At 73.2% G+C, this 17,160-nt stretch carries 15 protein-coding genes; 2 read left to right on the top strand and 13 right to left on the bottom strand.

Annotation, left to right across the window (positions count from 1 at the left end; genetic code table 11):
- Positions 1-110: 110 nt before the first annotated feature.
- From GFJ45_RS03945 to GFJ45_RS03910, 8 genes are all read right to left on the bottom strand, one after another.
- Complete coding sequence (locus GFJ45_RS03945) at positions 111-1,931, bottom strand: ABC-F family ATP-binding cassette domain-containing protein (protein WP_153394372.1); 1,821 nt, start codon at positions 1,929-1,931, stop codon at positions 111-113.
- A complete protein-coding gene (locus GFJ45_RS03940; protein ID WP_153394370.1) occupies positions 1,931-2,890 on the bottom strand; it encodes a 4-(cytidine 5'-diphospho)-2-C-methyl-D-erythritol kinase in 960 nt (319 codons plus the stop codon). Before GFJ45_RS03940 ends, GFJ45_RS03945 begins: the two co-directional genes overlap by 1 nt.
- 10 nt (positions 2,891-2,900) lie before the next feature.
- Positions 2,901-3,764, bottom strand: a complete 864-nt coding sequence (gene rsmA / locus GFJ45_RS03935) for a 16S rRNA (adenine(1518)-N(6)/adenine(1519)-N(6))-dimethyltransferase RsmA (protein WP_153394368.1) — start codon at positions 3,762-3,764, stop codon at positions 2,901-2,903.
- A 4-nt stretch (positions 3,765-3,768) separates the two neighbouring features.
- Complete coding sequence (locus GFJ45_RS03930) at positions 3,769-4,614, bottom strand: TatD family hydrolase (RefSeq protein ID WP_153394366.1); 846 nt, start codon at positions 4,612-4,614, stop codon at positions 3,769-3,771.
- Positions 4,615-4,617: 3 nt separating this feature from the next.
- A complete protein-coding gene (metG, locus tag GFJ45_RS03925) occupies positions 4,618-6,432 on the bottom strand; it encodes a methionine--tRNA ligase (protein WP_153394364.1) in 1,815 nt (604 codons plus the stop codon).
- Between the two features lie 87 nt (positions 6,433-6,519).
- Positions 6,520-7,620 carry a hypothetical protein gene (locus GFJ45_RS03920; RefSeq protein WP_153394362.1) on the bottom strand — a complete coding sequence of 367 codons (1,101 nt, stop codon included), beginning with the start codon at positions 7,618-7,620 and terminating at the stop codon, positions 6,520-6,522.
- Positions 7,604-8,113, bottom strand: coding sequence for a SigE family RNA polymerase sigma factor (locus GFJ45_RS03915; RefSeq protein ID WP_228386449.1), 510 nt, complete (start codon positions 8,111-8,113; stop codon positions 7,604-7,606). Before GFJ45_RS03915 ends, GFJ45_RS03920 begins: the two co-directional genes overlap by 17 nt.
- Positions 8,114-8,194: 81 nt before the next feature.
- A complete protein-coding gene (locus GFJ45_RS03910; protein ID WP_153394358.1) occupies positions 8,195-10,042 on the bottom strand; it encodes a hypothetical protein in 1,848 nt (615 codons plus the stop codon).
- 160 nt (positions 10,043-10,202) lie between these two features.
- Between GFJ45_RS03910 and GFJ45_RS03905 the strand changes: the two genes are divergently transcribed.
- Positions 10,203-10,814 (top strand): DUF4126 domain-containing protein, encoded by a 612-nt coding sequence (locus tag GFJ45_RS03905; protein ID WP_153394356.1) that lies wholly within the window; start codon positions 10,203-10,205, stop codon positions 10,812-10,814.
- Positions 10,815-10,877: 63 nt separating this feature from the next.
- On the opposite strand, the gene rsmI is transcribed toward GFJ45_RS03905, so the two are convergent.
- Genes rsmI through GFJ45_RS03885 form a run of 4 tightly spaced genes read right to left on the bottom strand, consistent with a single transcriptional unit; the run spans position 10,878 to position 15,182 of the window.
- The gene (rsmI, locus tag GFJ45_RS03900) at positions 10,878-11,723 is read right to left on the bottom strand and encodes a 16S rRNA (cytidine(1402)-2'-O)-methyltransferase (RefSeq protein ID WP_153394354.1); all 846 of its coding nucleotides are present in this window, start codon (positions 11,721-11,723) and stop codon (positions 10,878-10,880) included.
- A gap of 18 nt (positions 11,724-11,741) precedes the next feature.
- Positions 11,742-12,482 (bottom strand): succinate dehydrogenase/fumarate reductase iron-sulfur subunit, encoded by a 741-nt coding sequence (locus tag GFJ45_RS03895; protein ID WP_153394352.1) that lies wholly within the window; start codon positions 12,480-12,482, stop codon positions 11,742-11,744.
- The gene (locus tag GFJ45_RS03890) at positions 12,479-14,449 is read right to left on the bottom strand and encodes a fumarate reductase/succinate dehydrogenase flavoprotein subunit (protein WP_153394350.1); all 1,971 of its coding nucleotides are present in this window, start codon (positions 14,447-14,449) and stop codon (positions 12,479-12,481) included. Before GFJ45_RS03890 ends, GFJ45_RS03895 begins: the two co-directional genes overlap by 4 nt.
- A gap of 31 nt (positions 14,450-14,480) precedes the next feature.
- Complete coding sequence (locus GFJ45_RS03885) at positions 14,481-15,182, bottom strand: succinate dehydrogenase cytochrome b subunit (protein WP_153394348.1); 702 nt, start codon at positions 15,180-15,182, stop codon at positions 14,481-14,483.
- Positions 15,183-15,229: 47 nt separating this feature from the next.
- Between GFJ45_RS03885 and GFJ45_RS03880 the strand changes: the two genes are divergently transcribed.
- Positions 15,230-16,813, top strand: a complete 1,584-nt coding sequence (locus GFJ45_RS03880) for a dolichyl-phosphate-mannose--protein mannosyltransferase (RefSeq protein WP_153394346.1) — start codon at positions 15,230-15,232, stop codon at positions 16,811-16,813.
- Positions 16,814-16,835: 22 nt separating this feature from the next.
- Here the strand turns inward: GFJ45_RS03880 and GFJ45_RS03875 are convergent, their stop codons facing one another.
- Positions 16,836-17,153, bottom strand: coding sequence for a tetratricopeptide repeat protein (locus GFJ45_RS03875; protein WP_153394344.1), 318 nt, complete (start codon positions 17,151-17,153; stop codon positions 16,836-16,838).
- Positions 17,154-17,160 lie beyond the last annotated feature (7 nt).

The raw sequence follows: 17,160 nt of genomic DNA, 5'->3' as shown, positions 1-17,160 counted from the left end.
GACCTGTCAAGATTCTCGGCATCGAGAGAGCTGCTGGTCGCGCCGGCCACGACGCCGGGCCGGAGGTGTGCGCCCGCGCCATCCGGGGAACGGGGAGCTGACCCGAGGGCTCAGCCCTCGACGACCTCGGCCGTCTCCAGCCACTCGGCCTCCAGCCCCGCGATCTCCTCGCGGACCGCGTCCAGCTCGCGCGTCAGCTCGGTGAGCCGTTCAGGGTCGGTCGCCGCCTCGGCCATCCGGTGCTGCAACCGCTCCTCGCGCTCGTGCAGCCGGGTCAGCGCCTTCTCGACGCGGGCCAGCGCCTTGCGGGCCACCCGCGCCTCGGCGGCGCTGGGACCGCTCCTCTCCGCCTGCTGCGCTGCAGCCCCTCCGGAGGCGGGTCGCCCGTCACCGGAGGGCTGTTGCTGCTGGGCGTGCCGCAGTCGCAGGTACTCCTCCACGCCACCGGGCAGGTCGCGCAGCGTGCCGTCGCCCAGCAGCGCGACCTGCCGGTCGGTGACCCGCTCGAGCAGGTAGCGGTCGTGGGAGACCACTAGCAGCGTGCCGGCCCAGCCGTCGAGCAGGTCCTCCATCGCGGCGAGGGTGTCGATGTCCAGGTCGTTGGTTGGCTCGTCGAGCATCAGCACGTTGGGCTCGTCCATCAGCAGCCGCAGGAACTGCAGCCGGCGCCGCTCCCCGCCGGAGAGGTCGCCGACGCGGGACTGCTGCCTGCCCCCACTGAATCCCAGCCGGGTCGCCAGCTGACTGGCGGAGACCTCCTTGCCGCCGAGGGTCGTGAACGAGCGCACGTCGGTGATCGCGTCGATGACGCTGCGGCCGGCGACCTCGTCCAGCTCGCGCAGCTCCTGGCTGAGGTAGGCCGTCCGCACCGTGGCCCCCACCTTGAGCTTGCCGGCCTGCAACGGGACCCGGCGCTGCAGCACCCGCAGCAGCGTGGACTTGCCGGCACCGTTGACGCCGACGATCCCGAACCGGTCACCCGGGCCCAGCCGCCAGGTCACCCGGTCCAGGATCGTCCGGTCGCCGACGGTGACGGTCGCGTCCAGCAGGTCGAGCACGTCCTTGCCGAGCCGGGTGGTGGCGAACCGGACCAGCTCGACCTCGTCGCGCGGCGGGGGCTCGTCCTGGATCAGCGCGCTGGCGGCGTCGATGCGGAACTTCGGCTTGCTGGTGCGGGCGGGGGGTCCGCGCCGCAGCCAGGCCAGCTCCTTGCGCAGCAGGTTGGCGCGGCGCTCGGCGGTCACCTGGGCGACCCGCTCGCGCTCGGCCCGCGCCAGCACGTAGGCGGCGTAGCCGCCCTCGTAGGTGTGCACCTGTCCGTCGGCGACCTCCCAGGTGCGGGTGCAGGTGGCGTCGAGGAACCACCGGTCGTGGGTGACGACGAGCAGCGCGCTGCCGGCTCGGGGACGCCGGGTGGAGAGGTAGCCGGCCAGCCAGGCCACCCCCTCGACGTCCAGGTGGTTGGTGGGCTCGTCGAGCAGCAGCAGGTCCGGGTCGGCGACCAGCATCGAGGCGAGCGCGACCCGTCGCCGCTCCCCTCCGGACAGCGGCGCGACCGGGGCCTCCAGGCCGCCGACGCCGCTGGCGTCGAGGTCGCCGAGCAGCCCGGTGACGACGTCCCGCACCCGCGCGTCGCCGGCCCACTCGTGCTCGGCCAGGTCGCCGAGGACCACCGAGCGGACGGTGGCTGCAGGCCGGAAGTCGTCGGCCTGCCCGAGCCGGCCGACGGAGACGTCACCGGTGCGGATCACCCGGCCGGACTCGACCTCCAGCTCACCGGCGAGGACCCGCAGCAGGCTGGTCTTGCCGCCGCCGTTGCGGCCCACCACGCCGACGCGGTCCCCGTCGAGCACCCCGACGGAGACGCGGTCGAGCAGGACCTGGGTGCCGGCGGTCAGGCCGGCTCGGTCCAGGGAGACCAGACCCGCCATCAGCCGATGTGCAGGGTCGGCCCGGACGGCACGGGCGGACCGACGACCTGGGCCCCCATCACGGGGCCGACCGTCCGCCGGATGTCGCCCTCGGGCCCCCGCGCGGCCAGACCCACCGAGAGGTCGAGGGCCGCGGCGCTGGAGGCGACGAGGAAGGCCACGGTCGGGCCGGAGCCGGACACGACCGCGCCCTCCACCCCGAGCTCGCGCCCGGCCTCGATCACGTCGGCCAGCTCCGGGGCCAGGCTCAGCGCCGCCTGCTGCAGGTCGTTGCGCAGGCAGGCGCCCACCGCGGCGGTGTCCATGGTGCGCAGCGCCACCAGCAGGTCATCGGAAGGCTCCGGCTCAGTGACGGTGGCCTCCCCCCGCAGCCGGTCGGCCTCGGCGTAGACGGCCGCCGTTGACAGCCCGCTGTCGTGGCTGGCCCAGAGCACCCAGTGCAGCTCCCCGCGGGAGAGCACGGGCGCCAGCCGCTCACCCCGGCCGCTCCCGACGGCCGTGCCGCCGTACAGCAGGAACGGCACGTCCGAGCCCAGCGCGGCCGCGACGGAGACCAGGTCCTCCCGCGGCAGCCCCAGCCCCCAGAGCGCGTCGCAGGCCACCAGCGCGGCCGCCGCGTCGGCGGACCCGCCGGCCATGCCGCCAGCGACCGGGATCTGCTTGTCGATGGTGATCGCGACCGGCTCCTCGACGGCGTGCCGCTCGGCCAGGGCGTGGGCGGCCCGCAGTGCCAGGTTGCTCTCGTCGTCGGGCACCCGGGCGGCCAGGTCGCCGGTGGTGCGCACCGACCACTCCTCGGCGCGGACGACGGTGACGTGGTCGTGGATGCTCACGGCGTGGAAGACGGTTGCCAGCTCGTGGTAGCCGTCATCGCGCCGGGGGCCGACGACCAGCTCGAGGTTGATCTTGCCCGGGACGCGGACGGTCACCCCGGCGGGTGGCTGCGCGGCGGTCGTCATGCTGCTCACCCTATGGCGTCCGTCGCGCCGCTGCCGCGACGGCCGCGAACTGCTCCACGGTCAGCCGCTCCCCCCGGGTCGTGGGCTCGATCCCCGCCGTGCGCAGCACCGTCTCGGCACGCGCGGGACTGCCCGCCCACCCCGCCAGGGCGGCACGGAGCGTCTTGCGGCGCTGCGCGAACGCGGCGTTGACGACCGCGAAGACCTCCTCCCGCGAGGCCTCGGTGGTGGGCGGGTCCCGGCGTTCCAGGCGCACCAGGCCGGAGTCGACATTGGGCGCCGGCCAGAACACCGTCCGCCCGATCCGGCCGGCCGGGGACACCGAGGCGTACCAGGCGGCCTTGACGCTGGGCACGCCGTAGACCTTCGACCCGGGCGCGGCCGCCAGCCGCTCGGCCACCTCCAGCTGCACCATGACCAGCCCGGTGCGCAGGCTCGGGAGCAGCTCCAGCAGGTGCAGCACGACCGGCACCGCCACGTTGTAGGGCAGGTTGGCCACCAGCGCCGTCGGCGGCGGGTCCGGCAGCGCGTCCACCCGCAGGGCGTCCGCGTTGAGCACCGTCAGCCGAGGGAGCAGCTCCGGGGCGAGCTCGGCCACGGTGCGCGGCAGCTGCCCGGCAAGCGCCGGGTCGATCTCCACGGCGGTGACCTGGCGGACCCGGGGCAGCAGCGCGAGCGTCAACGAGCCCAGCCCTGGCCCGACCTCCACCACGACGTCCTGCTCACCGACGCCGGCGGCGCGCACAATACGCCGCACGGTGCCCTTGTCGATGACGAAGTTCTGCCCCCACTGCTTGGTCGGGCGGATCCCGAGCAGGTCGGCGAGGTCGCGGACCTCCGCGGGCCCGAGCAGGGCGGCGTCCTCCCCGCTCACCTGCTCACCATGGCCCGTAGACCGTCTCGCTGTTGGCCGAGAGGGCCTGGCACAGCGTCGGCACCGCCACGTTGAGGGTGGCGGCCATGGCCCGCACGGTCAGCGGCACGAGGTAGGAGGCGTTGGTGCGGCCCCGGTGCGGGCTCGGCGTCAGGTAGGGCGCGTCGGTCTCGACGAGCAGGTGCTCCGGCGGTGTGATCGCCAGCGCGTTCCGCAGGTCGCGCGCGTTCTTGAAGGTGACCGTGCCGGCGAAGGAGAGGTAGTAGCCGCGGCGCACGCACTCGCGGGCCATCGCCATGTCGCCCGAGTAGCAGTGCAGCACCGTCCGGTCCGGGGCGCCCTCCTCGGCGAGGATGCGCAGCACGTCCTCGTGGGCGTCCCGGTCGTGGATCTGCAGCGCCTTGCCGGTCTGCTTGGCGAGCTCGATGTGGCGCCGGAAGGACTCCTGCTGCGCTGCGACCCCCTCCGGGCCGGTGCGGTAGTAGTCCAGCCCGGTCTCCCCCACGACCCGGACCCGCGGGTGGCGAGCGAGCTCGGCGACCTCCTCGACCGCCTGCTCCAGGTCGCCGGCGGCGGCGTGCCCGGGCGCCTCGTTGGGGTGGATCGCCACACCGCCGACGACCTGGGGGTGCTGCTGCACGACCTGCACCGTCCACCGGGCGGCCTCCCGGTCACATCCGATCTGGACCAGCCGGTCCACGCCCACGGCGGCGGCGGCCGCTACCGCCTCGGACACCGGCGGTGCTGGGGTGCCGTCGCGGGAGATGTCCAGGTGGCAGTGGTTGTCCACCACCGGGATCGGCAGCGGCTCGGGGGCAGGCGGGCGCTCCTGCTCGCGGCGGTCGGTCATCGGTTACTCGTCGTCCACGGGCAGCCCCAGCCGCCGCCGCTCGTCGTCGGCGATGCCCGGGTCCAGCTTGGTGAAGATCGGGGTGGGCTTGGCCACGGGCGCCCCCACCGTCAGCGGGCGGGGCTCCCAGCGCGGCATCGAGGAGTACTCCCCGGTGATGACCGGGTAACCCGGCCGCTCGGGCTCGTCCAGGTCGGTGACCTCCTCGATGCGCGGCATCGGCATGAACTGGCCGTCCCCGCCCAGCGCCCGGTGCACCTGGTTGGAGCTGTGCGGCAGGAACGGGCTCAGCATGGTGTTGAGGTCGGTCACGGCCTGGGCCAGCACGTGCAGCACGGTGCCGAGCCGCTCACGCTGGTCCTCGCCCTTGAGCTTGAACGGCTGGGTGCGGGACACGTAGCCGTTGGCCTCCCCCACCAGGCGCATCGCCTCGGTCAGCGCCGCCTTCTGCCGGTGCGCGCCGATCAGCGGCCCGACGGTCTGGAAGCCCTGGCGGACGGCCGAGAGGAGCTCCTCGTCGACCGGCTCGAGCGGTCCGGCGACCGGGATCTCGCCGAAGTTCTTGGCGACCATGCTGGCGGTGCGGTTGACCAGGTTCCCCCAGCCGGCCACCAGCTCGTTGTTGGTGCGCTCGACGAACGCGGGCCAGGAGAAGTCGCTGTCGGCGTTCTCCGGCGCCGCCGCGGAGAGGAAGTAGCGCAGCGCGTCCACCTGGTACCGCTGCAGGACCTCCCGCACGTAGATGACGACCCCACGGCTGGAGGAGAACTGCCGGCCCTCCATGGTCAGGAACTCGCTGGAGACCACCTCGGTGGGCAGCTGCAGCTCCCCGTAGGGGCCAGGCTCACCCCCGCGGTCGCCCTGGCCGTTGTGGGCGATCATCTCCGCCGGCCAGATCTGGGAGTGGAAGGTGATGTTGTCCTTGCCCATGAAGTAGTAGGACAGCGCCTGCGGGTCGTTCCACCACTGCCGCCAGCGGTCCGGGTCCCCGATCCGCCGCGCCCACTCCACCGACGCCGACAGGTAGCCGATCACGGCGTCGAACCACACGTAGAGCCGCTTGGTCGGCTGCTCGCGCCAGCCCTCCAGCGGGATCGGGATGCCCCAGTCGATGTCGCGGCTCATCGCGCGCGGCCGGATGTCCTCCAGGATGTTCTTGGAGAACCGGATGACGTTGGGCCGCCACAGCCCGGAGGCCTCCCGCTGGTCCAGCCACTCCCCGAGCGCCTCGGCCAGCGCCGGCAGGTCGAGGAAGAAGTGCTGGGTCTCGACGAACTCCGGCACCTCCCCGTCGACGCGGCTGCGCGGCTCGATCAGGTCGGTCGGGTCGAGCTGGTTGCCGCAGTTGTCGCACTGGTCGCCGCGGGCCTCGGGGTACTCGCAGATCGGGCAGGTGCCCTCGATGTAGCGGTCCGGCAGCGTCCGCCCGGTGCGCGGGCTGACCGCGCCGTGGGTGGTCTTCTCGACCATGTACCCGTTGCGGTGCACGGCGGTGAACATCTGCTGCACGACCCGGTAGTGGTTGGCCGTGGTGGTGCGGGTGAACAGGTCGTAGGAGATGCCCAGGTCGACCAGGTCCTGCACGATGAGCCGGTTGTTGCGGTCGGCGAGCTCGCGGGCCGGGACGCCCTCCTTGTCGGCGGCCACCAGGATCGGGGTCCCGTGCTCGTCGGTGCCGGAGACCATCAGCACGTCGTGACCGGCCATCCGCATGTAGCGGCTGAACACGTCGGAGGGCACGCCGAACCCGGCCACGTGGCCCAGGTGGCGCGGCCCGTTCGCGTAGGGCCAGGCGACGGCGGACAGGACTCGGGTCATGGCGCCGCAGTCTAGTTGGGCCGGTCAGCCGCCCCGCTGCCAGACGGCGGTGGTCACCCCGTTGCCCGACGCCCGGCCCTCCCCGCCTTACCCGGCGTCCCGGGCGAGGTCGGAGAGGTGCCGTGGCTCGCCCGAGGCGTCCCGCCACGCCACGTCCCAGACGCCCGTGTCGGACTGCGCCACCTCCACGCCGTCGAGCAGCCGGTAGGCGAGGGTCTCCGGGCCGAGGGGGACGGTCTCGAAGGGCACCACCGTGCCGACCTCGTCGTCCAGCACGGCGCGGACCTGCTGAGCGCCCTCGGGCAGCACCACGAAGCTCCACAGCCGGCTCACCTGGCCCTCGGCCCCCTCGCCCCGGACCGGAGAACGGTAGAGCGCGTACCGGGTGAAGTGCGATGCCATCAGCGGGCTCGGCGGATCCTGGAAGGTCCCGACCAGGTCGCTTCCTGGCGACCGCCAGACCACCAGCCGCTCCCCGGCCGACTCCACCTCCGCCTGCTGCACCTCCTCCCCGCTGGCCAGCCCGATGGTGCCGTCCACCACCCAGACGACCTCGCCCACCGCGTCCGGTGGGACCGGTGTCGCGGCGGCCATCGCGTGAACCAGCAGGGTCTGGCCACCGTCGTCCACCACGCGTGCCGTCTGACCGACACCGGAGTTGCCCAGCGCACTCCAGTCGAACAGCCACTCGGTGCTCCTGCCGTCCACGCCTCGGGGGGCGGGGATGAGGAGCACGGCGTAGTCCTCCCCGGCGAAGAGCTCGCTTCCCGGCAGCCCCTGCGCGGGGGCACCGTCGAGCTGCTCCCCGTTCGTCGTGTCGGTGACCGTGAACCGCTCGGCTCCCGCGCTGCGCGTGACCTCCAGCGCGGGGACCGGTCCGTGCAGCTCCTCACCGTCGTAGGCGGACAGGCCGGTCTCGACCACCGCGGAGAAGTCGCGCGTGGTGTCCCACTCCGGGACCGACGCCGGCTCCGTCGAGGAGCGCAGCTCACCCAGGGGCCCGGTCAGCCCGAGAACCAGGGCGGTGACCAGCACCGCGGCCGCCCCGAGGGTCCCGACGGCCCGCCACATCGTTCGGCGACGACGGGCCTGCGCCGCAGCGATCACGGCGTCCGGCTCGAGGTGCATCGGGGGCGCCTCGGCGGCCGCGGTGGCGAGCAGCCGGCGCAGGTCATCGGCTGTGCGCACGCGACTCATCTCCCTCCGAGAGCAGCTCCCTCATGCGGGCCAGCCCACGCGACGCCGAGCTCTTCACCGTCCCCGGGCTCACGCCCAGCTCCTCGGCAGTGCGCTGCTCGGACTGGTCCAGGTAGTAGCGCCACACCACCACCTGCCGCTCCCGCGGCGGGAGCTGCTGCAACGCCCGCACCACGTCCACGCCCGCGCCACCGGGAGGGGATGGCCGCTCGCTGGCCGGACGTTCGGGCACGGCCTCGACCAGGACCTCACGCCGACGGCGGCGCCACCGGTCGGTGTGCAGGTTGGTCATGACCTTCCGCGCGTAGGCCAGCGGCTGCCCCGACCGCAGCCGTGGCCACCGGAGATAGACCCGTTCCAGCGCATCCTGCACCAGCTCCTCGGCGCTGTGGCGATCGGCCGTGAGCAGCCAGGCGGCGGCCAGCAGCCGCGGCGAGGCGTCGCGGACGAAACCCGCGAACTCCTCGTCGGACTCTCCTCCCACGCGGCCCCTCCTGCCGGTCATTGGCCCTCTCTACCCCAACGGCGTGCCCTCGCCGAAGGTTGAGTCGTTGCCGCGCGCCGCTCAGGAGGGGGGAGCCTCGTGCACACCGGCCAGCGACCGCCGGGTGCCGCCGGCGCTGGTCCAGGACAGCGCCGGCTGGTCGTTCTCCGTGGCGACGTCGACCCCCCGCACGACGGCGGAGCCAAGCGTGTGCTCGCCGAGTGTCGCGGTGTGCAGCCGCAGCTGGGTGCGGTCCCGGTCGTCGAGCCGCACCCGGGGCTCGCTCGCGCCACCCGGCAGCAGCGCCAGGAGCAGCCGGGCCCCGTCGGTCCGCCCGGGGCCGACGCTGCCCACGGCCAGGCTGAGCAGCTGCGGCTGGCCGGTGGTGGCCACCTGCAGCGGGAGGGCGCTCCAGGGCAGCAGCGCCCCGGCGACCTGGTGCTCGGGCACCACGAACGCCTGGCCGCCCTCACCGACGTCCGCGAGCTCGGTTGCCAGCACCGGCGTCCCGCTGGCGGCCACTACCCGGTCGCCGGTGACCCAGAGCACGTCCCGCACGTCGCTGGCCCGGACCGGGGCGTCGGCCCGGAAGACGTGCGCGAGCAGCCGCTGGTCACCGTCCTGGGTGACCACGGTGTGCTGGGTGCCGCGGCCGGGCAGGGTCCCGAGCAGCTGCGTCTCCTCGGCGTCGACGTCACCCGAGACCGGGGTGAGCAGCACGGACGTCAGCTCGCCGTCACTGAACAGCTGCGCCTGGCCCGGCAGCTCGCCCGGTACCGGCTGCAGCGGCTGGGTGCCGTCCGGCCGTTGCAGCAGCACCGTGAAGCGGTCCGCCGCTGCCTCCCTGCGGACCAGGACGGGCACCGCGAGACCGGACTCCACCGGCGCCAGCTCGACGTCGAGCTCAGCCGTGGGGTCCAGCGTCGGCGCGGAGCCCGGCGCTGCCGCACCTTCCCCCTCCCCCGCCGCTGCCTCGACGACGTCACGGCGCACGCCGGCTGCATCGAGCCAGGACAGCTCCCAGTGGCCCGACGCGCGGCGCTCCACGTCCACGCCGTCCAGCAGCCGGTAGGCGACCGTCTCCGACCCGAGCGGGACGGTCTCGAACGGCATCACCGTCCCCACGCTGTCATCGAGGACCGCCGTCACCTCACGCACCCCGGCCGGCAGCACGGCGAAGCGCCACTGCCGCGACGTCGCTCGCCCGGCCTCCCCGTCCTCGCGGACCGCCACGCCGTAGAGGTGGCCCCGGTCGAGCCCGGCACCCCACAGCCGCGGACCCCGGTCACGGGTGACGTAGCCGACCAGGTCCTGCTCGGGGGCGCGCCAGACGAGGAGCCGCCGGCCCCCGGACTCGAGGTCTGCCTGGTGCACCGTGGCACCGCTGGCCAGCCCGACCGTGCCGTCGACCACCCAGGCGATGTCCCCTACGTCCTCGGCGCGGATCGGGTGCCGCGACACCAGGACCTGCACCAGCAGGGTGTGGCTGCCGTGCTCGACCACCCGCGAGGTGCCGTAGACGGCGGAGCGGCCGAGATCCGCCGGGCCGGACAGCCAGTAGTGGGCACCGTCCTCGAGGCCCCGGGGGGCGGGCGTCAGCAGCACGGTGACCCCCGGACCCACGAACAGCTCGCTCCCGGGCAGGCTCGCGAGGGCGGTGCCCTCGAGCTCGGTGGCCGTGGAGATGGTGGAGCTCACCCGGAACCGGTCCGCACCGGCCTCGCGGACGACGTCCAGCCGGGGGTAGGTTCCCTCGCCCAGCTGGAACCGGAAGTCACGGGTGGAGTCCCACTCCGGCACGGCCACCGGGTCCGCAGGCCTCGCGAAGCGATCGGCGAGACCGGTCGCGGTCAGCACCGCGGCCAGGGCGAGCAGGCCGGCCACCGTCAGCCCGGCCGCTACGGCCCGTGCCCGGTGGCGTCCTCGCACCCGCGTCGCCTCCTCCTGACCTCATCCTCGCGCAGCCGTCACCTCCCGGGAAGGACACCGACGGCGGAACGGGCCACGAGTGCCCTGCGTCAGAGCGCAGCCGTGGAAAACTGGACGGTGCCCGGTTCCGGGGCGCCGGTACGACGAAGGGGGCGAGGAGATGCTCGCGACACTGACTGGGATGGGGCTGTCGGCAGCGGCCGGCCTGAACGCCTACATCCCCTTCCTCATCGTCGCGCTGCTGGCCCGCTTCACCGACGCCGTGAGCCTGCCGGCGCAGTACGGCTGGATCGAGTCGTGGTGGGCGATCGGCATCGCCTCCGGTCTGCTGCTGCTCGAGGTCGTCTTCGACAAGGTCCCCGTGGTGGACCACATCAACGACGCGGTCGGCACCTTCGTGCGCCCGGCGACCGGTGGGCTGATCTTCGCCGCGACGCAGGCGGCCGAGGACTACGAGCAGAGCTCCTCGTTCCTGCAGCAGAACCCCTGGGTGGGCGTCGTCCTCGGCATCGTCGTCGCGGGGGTGGTGCACACCGGCAAGGCGGTCGCCCGCCCGCTCGTCAACGGCAGCACCGGCGGGCTCGGCGCACCGGTGGTCTCGGCCGCCGAGGACACCGCGTCGGTGGGGCTCAGCCTGGCGGCGGTATTCTTCCCGGTCGTCGTGCTGCTGGTCCTGGTCCTCCTGCTGTGGGGGCTGTGGCTGCTGTGGTCCTCCACCCGACGCCGGAGACGGGAGCGGGACCGCGCGCTGTCCGAGGCCGGGTACCGCTGACGACGCCTCGGCGCGGCTCGCTGCTCCGGAGGACGCCACCGACCGGCAGCCGGCGGCCCGCCGCTACCGCCGGGCGGCGAGCACCGCCTCGTAGAGGTCCTTCTTGGAGAACCCTGCTCCGGCCTCGGCGGCGCAGGCGTCCTTGAGCCGCTCCCCCTGCGCGACGCGCGCCTCGACCGCGGCGACGACCGTCGAGACATCGCGGGCGGGGGGCTCACCGGAGGCGCCCGCGACCACCACGGTGATCTCGCCGCGCACGCCGTCGGCCGCCCAGCTCACCAGCTCCGCCAGCGGCCCGCGACGCACCTCCTCGTAGCTCTTGGTGAGCTCGCGGCACACCGCGGCCGGCCGGTCGGCCCCGAACGCCCCGGCCATCGCCTCCAGCGTGGCCGCCAGCCGGTGCGGCGCCTCGAACAGCACCATGGTGCGCCGCTCCTCCGCCAGCCCGGCCAGCACCCGCCGGCGCTCCCCGGCCTTGCGCGGCAGGAACCCCTCGAAGCAGAACCGGTCCACCGGCATGCCGGACACCGCCAGCGCGGTCAGCACCGCGCTGGGCCCGGGCACGGCCGTCACCGGCAGCCCACGCTCCACCAGGGCGCTGACCAGCCGGTAGCCGGGGTCGGACACCGACGGCATCCCCGCGTCGGTGACCAGCACGACCCGGTCGCCCGCGGCGACCCGCTCCACCAGCTCGGGCGTGCGCCGGGCCTCGTTGTGCTCGTGGTAGCTGAGGACCTCCCCGCGAGGTCGGATGTCCAGCCGGTCGCACAGCCGCCGCAGCCGCCGGGTGTCCTCGGCCGCGACGACGTCGGCGCCGGTGAGCTCCTCCAGCAGCCGCGGCGGGGCGTCGCGTGCGTCACCGATGGGGGTAGCGGCCAACACCAGCGCCGGCTGACGCTGCTCGCCCACGGTGGCCGCCCCCGCCCGTCAGCGGTGCCGGTGCGCCGCGTTCAGGTCGCGGTTGAGCTGGGAGATGACGTTGAGCGGGATGCCCTTCGGGCAGGCGTTGGAGCACTCCCCGAGGTTGGTGCAGCCGCCGAAGCCTTCCGCGTCGTGCTGGTCGACCATCTGCAGCACGCGGGCGTACCGCTCCGGCTGCCCCTGCGGCAGCTCACCCAGGTGGGTGACCTTGGAGCCGGTGAACAGCATCGCCGACGCGTTCGGGCAGGCCGCGACGCAGGCGCCACAGCTGATGCACTCGGCGGCCATGAACGCCCGGTCGGCGTTCTCCTTCGGCACCGGGGTGGCGTGGGCGTCCGGCGCGGCGCCGGTGTTGACCGAGATGTAGCCGCCCGCGGCGACGATCCGGTCAAAGGCGGAGCGGTCCACGACCAGGTCCCGGATGACCGGGAAGGCGTCGGCCCGCCACGGCTCGATGGTGATCTCGTCGCCGTCCTTGAAGGAACGCATGTGCAGCTGGCAGGTCGTGGTGCGCTCCGGCCCGTGGGCCTCGCCGTTGATGACCAGGCCGCACATGCCGCAGATGCCCTCGCGGCAGTCGGAGTCGAAGGCCACCGGCTCCTCGCCGCGGGCGGTGAGCTCCTCGTTGAGGACGTCCAGCATCTCCAGGAACGACATGTCCTCCGAGACGCTCTCCAGGGCGTAGGTCTGCATCCGCCCCTCGTCCTGCGGGCCGTCCTGCCGCCAGATCTTGAGGGTGACCTTCACTTGTAACTCCGTTGCTTCAGCTCGATGAACTCATACTGCAGGTCTTCCTTGTGCAGGACCGGGGCGCCGTCGTCGCCGCCCCACTCCCACGCCGCGACGTAGGCGTACTCGTCGTCGTGACGCAGCGCCTCCCCGTCCTCGGTCTGCGACTCGGCACGGAAGTGCCCGCCGCAGGACTCGCGCCGGTGCAGCGCGTCGATGCACATCAGCTCGCCCAGCTCGAGGAAGTCGGCCACCCGGCCGGCCTTCTCCAGCGACTGGTTGAGGGTGTCGGCGGCGCCCAGCACCCGGACGTTGCGCCAGAACTCCTCCCGCAGCGAGCGGATCAGGTCGACGGCCTTGCGCAGGCCCTCCTCGCTCCGCTCCATGCCGCAGTACTCCCACATGATGTTGCCGAGCTCGCGGTGGAAGGAGTCCACCGAGCGCTCGCCGTTGACGGCGAGCAGCTGCTGCACGCGGTCCTGGACCGACTGCTGGGCCTCGACCACCGCCGGGTGGTCCTCGGGCACCGGCTCGTACGGGCCGTCGGCGAGGTAGTGGCGGATGGTGTTCGGGAGCACGAAGTAGCCGTCGGCCAGGCCCTGCATCAGCGCCGAGGCACCCAGCCGGTTGGCGCCGTGGTCGGAGAAGTTGGCCTCCCCGGTCACGAACAGGCCGGGGATGGTCGACTGCAGGTCGTAGTCGACCCACAGCCCGCCCATCGTGTAGTGCACCGCCGGGTAGATGCGCATCGGCACCTGGTAGGGGTCCTCCCCGGTGATGCGCTGGTACATGTCGAAGAGGTTGCCGTACTTGGCCCGCACCGCGTCCTCGCCCATCCGCTCCATCGCGGAGGCGAAGTCCAGGTAGACACCGCGGCGGAAGTCGCCGACCTTCGGGCCGACGCCGCGGCCCTCGTCACAGACGTTCTTGGCCTGCCGGGAGGCGATGTCTCGCGGCACCAGGTTGCCGAAGGAGGGGTAGATGCGCTCCAGGTAGTAGTCGCGGTCCTCCTCGGGGATGTCCCGCGGGTCCTTGTCGCAGTCCTCCCGCCGCTTCGGCACCCAGATCCGCCCGTCGTTGCGCAGCGACTCGCTCATCAGGGTGAGCTTGGACTGGTGCTCGCCCGAGACCGGGATGCAGGTCGGGTGGATCTGGGTGTAGCAGGGGTTGGCGAAGTGGGCGCCCTTGCGGTGGGCCCGCCAGCTCGCGGTGACGTTGGAGCCCATGGCGTTGGTGGAGAGGAAGAACACGTTGCCGTAGCCGCCGCTGGCCAGCACCACCGCGTCCGCCAGGTGGGTCTGCACCTCCCCGGTGACCAGGTCACGGGCCACGATGCCGCGCGCCCGTCCGTCGGCCACGATCAGCTCGAGCATCTCGTGCCTGGCGTACATCTGCACCGTGCCGGCCCCGACCTGGCGCTCCAGCGCCTGGTAGGCGCCGATGAGCAGCTGCTGGCCGGTCTGGCCGCGCGCGTAGAAGGTGCGGGAGACCTGCACCCCGCCGAAGGAGCGGTTGTCCAGCAGGCCGCCGTACTCGCGGGCGAACGGCACCCCCTGGGCGACGCACTGGTCGATGATGTTGGCGCTGACCTCGGCCAGCCGGTAGACGTTGGTCTCCCGGGAGCGGTAGTCGCCGCCCTTCACCGTGTCGTAGAACAGCCGGAAGATCGAGTCGCCGTCGCCCTTGTAGTTCTTCGCGGCGTTGATGCCACCCTGGGCCGCGATCGAGTGGGCCCGGCGCGGGCTGTCCTGGTAGCAGAACGCCTTGACGTTGTAGCCGCCCTCGCCGAGGGTGGCGGCCGCCGAGGCGCCGGCCAGGCCGGTGCCGACGATGATGACCGACAGCTTGCGCCGGTTGGCCGGGTTCACGAGCTTGGCGTCGAAGACGCGGGTGCGCCACTTGTCGGTGATCGGCCCCGCCGGGGCCTTGGTGTCGACGATCGGCTCGCCCTCGCGGTAGAGGCCGTCGATCAGGGTCTGCGTCATGGGTGGACTCCTCGGGCGGTGGCAGCAGGCGTCACGGGGTCAGGCCGAGCAGGATCGCGAACGGCGGCACCATGAAGCCGACCACGGTCACGACGGCCACGGCGATCGCGACCTGGTGGATCCGCCGCTGGGCGGTCAGTGAGGTGTTGAGGCCCAGCGTCATGGCCGCGCCGTGGATCCCGTGCCGCAGGTGCAGGCCCAGGGCGAGCACCGCCAGCAGGTAGATCAGCACCGCCCACCAGACCTCGAAGCTGGAGACCAGCCGGTCGGACGGGGCTGCGAAGTCGCCGTTGATCTGGATGGTGTTGGTCGTGAAGTGCAGGATGTGGAACACGACGAACAGCAGCAGCGCGACCCCGCCCCAGCGCATCGCCTTGGCGTAGAACTGCCCGTAGCCCTGCTTGGTGACGGCGTAGCGCTGGTGGCGTGCCCTGCCCGCGCGGGCCCACAGCGTGAAGGCGGCGTAGGCGTGCAGCACCAGCGCCACGATCAGCGTGATGCGCATCAGCCACAGGAAGCCGCTCTCGGGCAGCATGGGCGCGCCGAGCTCGCGCAGGTGGTGGGCGTACTCGTCGAAGGCGGCCTGGCCACCGAAGATCATCAGGTTGCCGTACATGTGGGCCAGGATGAAGCCCACGAAGATCAGCCCCGTGATGGCCATCACGGTCTTCCAGACAACGGTGCTCGGCCCGGAACGCCGTCGCGGACCTGCAGAAAGTGTCGACGTGGCCACGCGGTGACTGTACTACCGCGGGGTCGCCGCAGGCGGACCGGCCTACGATGTGCCGCGTGACCCGGGCCGAGCCAGAGGCGCAGCTGCGCCGACGTCTCCTCGGTCCCGAACCGGGCCCCCGCCACCGGCTCTGGGGGTGGCTCGGGCCGCTTCTGGTGACGGCGGTCGCGGCGGTGCTGCGGTTCTTCCGCCTCGAGCACCCGCACCAGCTGGTGTTCGACGAGACCTACTACGTCAAGCAGGCGTGGTCGCTGGTGCTGCACGGCCACGAGCGGGAGGTCCGGGGCGGGCTGGAGGAGCCGGACGCGCTGTTCACCGCCGGCACCCCGGACGTGTGGGGCACCGCGGCGGACATGGTCGTCCACCCGCCGGTCGGCAAGTGGATGATCGCCGTCGGCGAGCTGGTCGCCGGTGTCGACACCGGGCTCGGCTGGCGGCTGGCCTCGGCGGTGGTGGGGACGCTGTCGGTGCTGCTGGTCGGGCGCGCGGCCTGGCACCTGTTCCACCACGCCACGCTGGCCACGGCGGCCTCGCTGCTGCTCGCGGTGGACGGCCACCACTTCGCGCACTCCCGGATCGGGCTGCTGGACGTGTTCGTGATGTTCTGGGTGCTGTGCGCGTTCCTGGCGCTGCTGCTGGACCGGCGCCAGGCCCGCTCCCGGCTGGCGGAACGGTGCGCGGGCCTGGACCCCGGGGCGGCCGTGCTCCGCTGGGGCCCGGGGCTGGGCCTCCGCTGGTGGCGGGTCGCGGCCGGGCTGTGTCTGGGCCTGGCGCTGGGCACCAAGTGGTCGGCCGGGTTCTTCCTGGCCGCGTTCGGGCTGATGACCGTGCTCTGGGACGTCGGGGCCCGCCGCGCCGCGGGCGTGCGCCGCTGGCTGCCGGCGGGGCTGCTGCGGGACGGGGTGCCAGCGTTCCTGGCGATGGTGCCGGTGGCCCTGCTCACCTACCTGGTGTCGTGGGCAGGATGGTTCCGGGCCGACGACAGCTACAAGCGGCACTGGGCGGCCTCCCACCCGGCGACCGGCTGGGAGCAGCTGGTGCCGGACGCGCTGCGCTCACTGGGCAGCTACCACGCCGAGATCATGCGCTTCCACGTCGGCCTCCAGAACGAGCACGCCTGGTCCGCCAACCCCTGGTCGTGGATCGTGCAGGGGCGGCCCACGCTGTTCTTCGCCGAGTGGCCCAGCCGCGGGGAGGACGGCTGCCAGGCCGCCGAGTGCGTGCGCTACATCGCCTCGCTCGGGAACCTGGTGCTGTGGTGGGGGGCGGTGGCGGGCCTGCTGGTGGTGGCGTTCTGGTGGCTGCTGGGACGTGACTGGCGGGCGGGGGCGGTGCTGTCCGGTGTCGCCGCCGGCTGGCTGCCCTGGTTCCTGTACCAGAGCCGGACCATCTACTCCTTCTACGCCGTGGCGTTCGTGCCGTGGCTGGCGCTGGTCCTCACGTTCTGCCTGGGGCTGCTGCTGGGGGGCACCGCGGCCAGCGAGCGCCGGCGGCGCTGGGGCACGGCGGCGGTGCTGGGGGTGCTGGCACTGGCGGTGCTCTGGTTCGCCTGGTACTACCCCGTGCACACCGCCGAGCTGCTCACCCGGGAGCAGTGGCTGGCCCGGATGCGGTTCGACTTCTGGACCTGATGCCGCGCCTGATGCCGCGCGGCTACCCGTCCAGCCCCATGGCCTGGGCCAGCAGCAGGTGCTGGCGCCCCTCCTCGGCCCGCCCCGCGCGCTGCAGCGTGCGCGCGAGCAGCAGGTGCGCGTAGGCATCGGAGGGCCAACGGTCCAGCAGCACCCGCAGCCGCTCCTCGGCCCGGCCCAGCTGGGCGGAGTGGTAGAGCGCCCGCGCCAGCGTCAGCTGCAGCTCCTGCTTGTCCGGCTCCCGCCGCACCAGCTCGGCGAACAGGTCGGCTGCGCCGGCGTAGTCCCGGGTCTCGAACAGGTACGTCGCCCGGTCGTAGGTCTCGGCAGCATCCGTCATGGCTCCA

This window comes from Ornithinicoccus halotolerans, assembly GCF_009602535.1.
Lineage (GTDB): Bacteria > Actinomycetota > Actinomycetes > Actinomycetales > Dermatophilaceae > Ornithinicoccus > Ornithinicoccus halotolerans.
Note: the sequence above shows the minus strand (reverse complement) of the source record. Positions and strands in the feature narration are given on the sequence as shown.